A 4,787-nucleotide genomic window follows, 5' to 3' on the forward strand; every position below is an offset into this window, starting at 1 on the left:
CAGGAACACCGCCGCGGCCAGCACCGAGCCGAGCAGCAACCGGTGCGATGGCAGTGGCCTCGGCAGTGACACCCGGTAGAGGAAGGTCACCGCCAGCACGAAGCCGACGAAGAGCACCGGGTAGTAGCCGAAGCGCAGCACGTTGGCCCAACTGTCGGGAATGTACTCGCCGATCTTTATCGGCCCTAGCGCGATGAACGGCGCCGTCACGATGACGAACACCAGCATGCCCACGTACAGGCCAAGCGCGTAGAAGCGCTGGCGTACGGGGTGTCGCAGGGGCGTCTGGTCGTGCGCCTCGACGATCGAGTCGACGAACGCGGACACCGCCGACGAGCCCGCCCACAGCGAGATCACGAACCCGATCGACACGACCTCGCCGCGGGCGCCAAGCAAGATGTCGCTGATCGTCGGCTCGATGATCTCGTTGACGACGTTGGGGGAGAAGAAGCTGTTGGCCGTTCGGATCAGCCGATCCTGGATCGTCGGCAGCGTCTGCGGACCGAAGAGCGGCGCGACGTACGCCAGGCTGCCCAACAGGCCGAGCAGCAGCGGCGGCAGGGAAAGGGCGCACCAGAATGCCGCTTGGGCGGACTCGGAGAAGATCGAGTCGTCCCAACTCTTCGACAACGTGCGCTTGGTGACGCGCCAAACGTGATGGCGTGACGGCTTCACTGGCGGGGGCTGGTCACTCATGACCACACCAGCATTCCCGACGATGGGCTCGCACGCCCCGATCGGGGTGTGCAGAGTCCGTCAGGACTCGGTCGTTTTGACCTCGATCACGGCGGCCAGCTCAACGAGCTTTGCCTCGTGTTCGTTTGCGTGATGCTGGCAGAACAGCAGCTCGGCACCTGACGGTAACGTCGCGCGAACGCGGGCGGCTGCGCCGCAACGGTCACAGCGGTCAGCCCGGGTTAGTTCGGGGCTGGTCAGAGTGGCGTTCATGGCTCCTCCTCCGGTCTCGCGTAGCTCTACTGTGTCAGACGTTTTCGCTTCCAGCCTTGTTCCCCGGCCGTTCATCGGTGTGTCGTGTCTCACTTGTCGGCGAAGTTGCGGGCAGGGCAGGCTGGCCGCATGATCCCGACGCCGAGTGTGCTCGTGCACCTGTGCACCGCCGACGACTGGCAGCGCGCAAAGGAGGCGGGTGAACACCGGCCACCGTCGCTCGACGACGTCGGTTTCGTGCACCTTTCCGCCACCGAGCAGGTCCATCTGCCCGCCAACCGGCTCTACTCCGGCCGCACGGACCTGGTGCTGCTGCGCTGCGATCCAGCGTTGGTGGGAGCGCCGGTGCGTTGGGAACCGGGTGTGTCGACCGATCCGACGTCCATGCTGTTTCCGCACCTGTACGGTCCGCTGCCGGTAGCCGCTGTGACGACTGTCACGTCCTATCTGCCAGGGGCGGACGGGACGTTCGCCGAACTACCCGCCGATCAGTCCGAGACCACGTAGGCGTCGACCTCGATCTCGACCAACAGATCGGGCTCGATGAGCGCGGACACCTCGACCATCGACGTGACGGGCCGGATGTCGCCGAACACCTCGGCGTGCACCGCTGCGACCTCCTGCCACCGGCTGATGTCGGTGACGAACATCCGTGTGCGCACCACGTCGGCCATGGCGGCGCCGGCCTCGCCGAGGGCGATGTCGATGCGGCGCAATGCCTCCCGCGCCTGTTCGGCGATGCCGTCACCGGGTGCGGTGGTGCCCGCGACGGCGACGAGGGGGCCGACGCGTACCGCCCGCGCGTAGCCGACCCGTTCCTCGAAGGGCGACCCGGAGCTGACGGTGATGCGCTGCGGCGTCATCAGTCGGCCGTAGCCTCGACGATCGACAGCGGGCCCGCAGTCTCAACCACGCGCTGAAGTCGAAAACCCGCACGCGCCAACAGGTCTGCGTACTCGGCGCGGGTCCGTTCCTTGCCGCCCGCGTTGACCAACATCTCCAGGTCGAGCATCGTCCCGAAATGGGATGAGGGCCCTTGCGGCAGAACCATTTCCAGCAGCAGGAGCTTTCCGTTCGGGGCCATCGCCGTGCGGATGTTGCGCAGAATGCACAGCGCGCTGTCTTCGTCCCAGTCGTGGATGATCGTCTTGAGTAGGTAGGCGTCGCCGCTCTCGGGCACCGTATCGAAGAACGAGCCGGCCGACACGGTGCAGCGATCCACCAGCCCGGCGGCGTCCAGCACGGGTCGGGCACCCTCGACCACCGACGGCAGATCGAAGAGCACACCGTGGGCATCGGGCGCGCGCTGCAGGATGGCGGCGAGCAGAGCGCCGTGACCGCCCCCGACGTCGACGATCCGGCGGAACCCGGAGAAGTCGTAGACGGCCAGGACGGGATCTGTGGCCATCGCACTCATCGCCGTCATCGCGTCGTTGAACACGGCAGCCAGTTCGAGGTTGGTGTCCAGGTAGTCGAAGAAATTCGTGCCGCGCAGTTTGACTGCCGCGGGCTCACCGGTCCGAACGGAGTGCAGCAGGCTGCCCCAGTGTTCCCAGTGGGCCGGATTGCCCATGAGCAGAACCATGGCGCGCATCGAGCCCGGTGTGTCCGACCGCAGTGCCGCGCCGATCGGGGTCAGCGCGAATCTGGCGTCGCGGCGCAGTTCGAGCACCCCTTTGCCCGCGAGTGCGCGCATCAACCGGTAGACCGCATCGGGATCGGCGCCGACCCGGCGGGCGACCTCGTCGGCGTGCAACGGCCCTTTCGCCAGCTCGTCGGGGATGCCGAGGCTGGCCGCCGCGTACAAGGCCTGCGTCGTCCAGCTGCCGTTCGCCAACTCCAGCAACGCGATGTTGCCTGGCACCATCGCGCGGGTCAGCTTCTGCACGCCGGTACGGACCCGGTCGACGACGCGAACCAGACGGACGGGTGGCGCTTTGTGGGTGTCGGGCACGGGCCGTAACGATATACCGGCACCCAGACCGGAGGGTGACGCTCGCGGCGATGTCTGTCCGTGTTCTTCGTCGTGAACCGTAGGCGCAAGCGCCAGCGGGAGAACCGCTGAGACGAGTTGCCTTCGCGGTCAAGGGAATCGAGTGTCGGACTACTCGTTGCCGGACTCCGCATCGAGTTTGGCGACGGTGTTGAACAGGCCGCCGTAGGAGACTTCCCGCACGCGCCGGCGCGGTCAAAAGAGGTGACGGCTGAGGGAGCACTAACCGATGAACCACGACGACCCCGAACGGCGGATCGCAGACGTCGAACTCTGGCAGGCAGAAGGGTGGCGTCCGCAGCCGCCACGGTGGTCGTACTGGCGACGTCGACACCAGGCCACCTGACGATCAGCCCCAGCACCCACCGTGACTCAGATCGGCGAAACCGCGCAGACGCGGCGTAATCCACAATTATGGTCATTGCTGGAATGCTGCGACCGCTGGCCACTGACGGAAGGGGCCGGGGTGCCGGAACTGATGGGTATCTCGCATATCGATTTGACGGTGTCGGACTGCGACCGAGTGGCCGCCTGGTGACAGGACGTGGTGGGTTTCACACCCCTGAATCGCACTAGCGGCGAGACCTTCGAGACCAGGTCCTTGGTGCATCCTTCCGGTGTCGTGGTGACAGTCATGACTCACGACGGGACGTCGGAACGACCGTCGTCTTCCGCGATCCTGAGAACACGCAGTTAGAGCTCTTCGTGCACCCGAGTCTCGACGAATCGCAGTTAGATGCAGCCGATTCCGAGCAAGCGCGGCGCGTCTTGCAGCAGGATCAGTCGATGACCGATCAGTCGAGGTAGTCGCGCAGCACCTGAGAACGGCTGGGGTGCCGCAACTTCGACATCGTCTTCGACTCGATCTGGCGGATCCGCTCGCGGGTCACGCCGTAGACCTGGCCGATCTCGTCGAGCGTGCGGGGCTGGCCGTCGGTCAGACCGAACCGCAACCGCACGACACCTGCCTCGCGCTCCGAGAGCGTCTCGAGCACCGACTGCAGCTGATCCTGAAGCAGCGTGAACGACACCGCGTCCACGGCCACCACGGCCTCGGAGTCCTCGATGAAGTCACCGAGCTGGCTGTCACCCTCGTCGCCGATGGTCTGGTCCAGCGAGATCGGCTCACGCGCGTACTGCTGGATCTCCAGCACCTTCTCCGGCGTGATGTCCATCTCCTTGGCGAGCTCTTCGGGCGTGGGCTCGCGGCCCAGGTCCTGCAGCAGCTCACGCTGGATGCGGCCGAGTTTGTTGATCACCTCGACCATGTGCACCGGGATGCGGATGGTGCGGGCCTGGTCGGCCATGGCGCGGGTGATCGCCTGGCGGATCCACCACGTGGCATAGGTGGAGAACTTGTAGCCCTTGGTGTAGTCGAACTTCTCGACCGCGCGGATCAGGCCCAGGTTGCCTTCCTGGATGAGGTCGAGGAACGCCATGCCACGGCCGGTGTAGCGCTTGGCCAGCGACACCACCAGACGCAGGTTCGCCTCGAGCAGATGGTTCTTCGCCCGGTCACCGTCGCGGCAGATCCAGGTCATGTCGCGGCGCTGGGCGGTGGTCAGCTTCTCGCCCTTCTCGGCGACCTCCGACATCAGCTGCGTGGCGTACAGGCCCGCCTCGATCCGCTTGGCGAGCTCGACTTCCTCTTCGGCGTTGAGCAGCGCCACCTTGCCGATCTGCTTGAGGTATGCGCGAACCGAGTCCGCGGACGCCGTCAGCTCAGCATCCTTGCGGGCTTGCCGCAAAGCCTCGGACTCGTCCTCGTCCCAGACGAAATCGCCTGAGGCTTTGTCCTTTTCGCTCGGCTCGACGATCTCCTCGTCTTCGACGGATGCCCCGTCGG

General features: G+C 65.9%; 6 protein-coding genes. 1 reads left to right on the forward strand and 5 read right to left on the reverse strand.

Annotation, left to right across the window (positions count from 1 at the left end; genetic code table 11):
* Positions 1–696: YhjD/YihY/BrkB family envelope integrity protein (locus tag QOC69_RS36050; RefSeq protein ID WP_526447626.1), on the reverse strand; the 696-nt coding region annotated here is incomplete at its 3' end.
* Positions 697–756: 60 nt separating this feature from the next.
* The gene (locus QOC69_RS36055) at positions 757–948 is read right to left on the reverse strand and encodes a DUF7455 domain-containing protein (protein ID WP_526447628.1); all 192 of its coding nucleotides are present in this window, start codon (positions 946–948) and stop codon (positions 757–759) included.
* Between the two features lie 129 nt (positions 949–1,077).
* Between QOC69_RS36055 and QOC69_RS36060 the strand changes: the two genes are divergently transcribed.
* Positions 1,078–1,455, forward strand: a complete 378-nt coding sequence (locus tag QOC69_RS36060) for a DUF952 domain-containing protein (protein ID WP_526447630.1) — start codon at positions 1,078–1,080, stop codon at positions 1,453–1,455.
* On the opposite strand, the gene QOC69_RS36065 is transcribed toward QOC69_RS36060, so the two are convergent.
* The 3 genes from QOC69_RS36065 to QOC69_RS36075 all read right to left on the reverse strand — a co-directional run.
* Entirely contained in the window at positions 1,437–1,811 is a 375-nt protein-coding gene (locus QOC69_RS36065) for a RidA family protein (protein ID WP_526447632.1), read from the reverse strand. The two genes, QOC69_RS36060 and QOC69_RS36065, sit on opposite strands and share 19 nt — an antisense overlap.
* Positions 1,811–2,902 carry an ArsR family transcriptional regulator gene (locus QOC69_RS36070; RefSeq protein WP_526447634.1) on the reverse strand — a complete coding sequence of 364 codons (1,092 nt, stop codon included), beginning with the start codon at positions 2,900–2,902 and terminating at the stop codon, positions 1,811–1,813. The genes QOC69_RS36065 and QOC69_RS36070 overlap by 1 nt, the downstream gene beginning before the upstream one ends.
* A gap of 833 nt (positions 2,903–3,735) precedes the next feature.
* A partial coding sequence (locus QOC69_RS36075; protein ID WP_526447636.1) for an RNA polymerase sigma factor occupies positions 3,736–4,787 on the reverse strand: 1,052 nt, incomplete at its 5' end.

This window comes from Mycobacterium sp. (assembly GCF_032162105.1).
In the GTDB taxonomy this organism is placed as follows: Bacteria; Actinomycetota; Actinomycetes; order Mycobacteriales; family Mycobacteriaceae; genus Mycobacterium.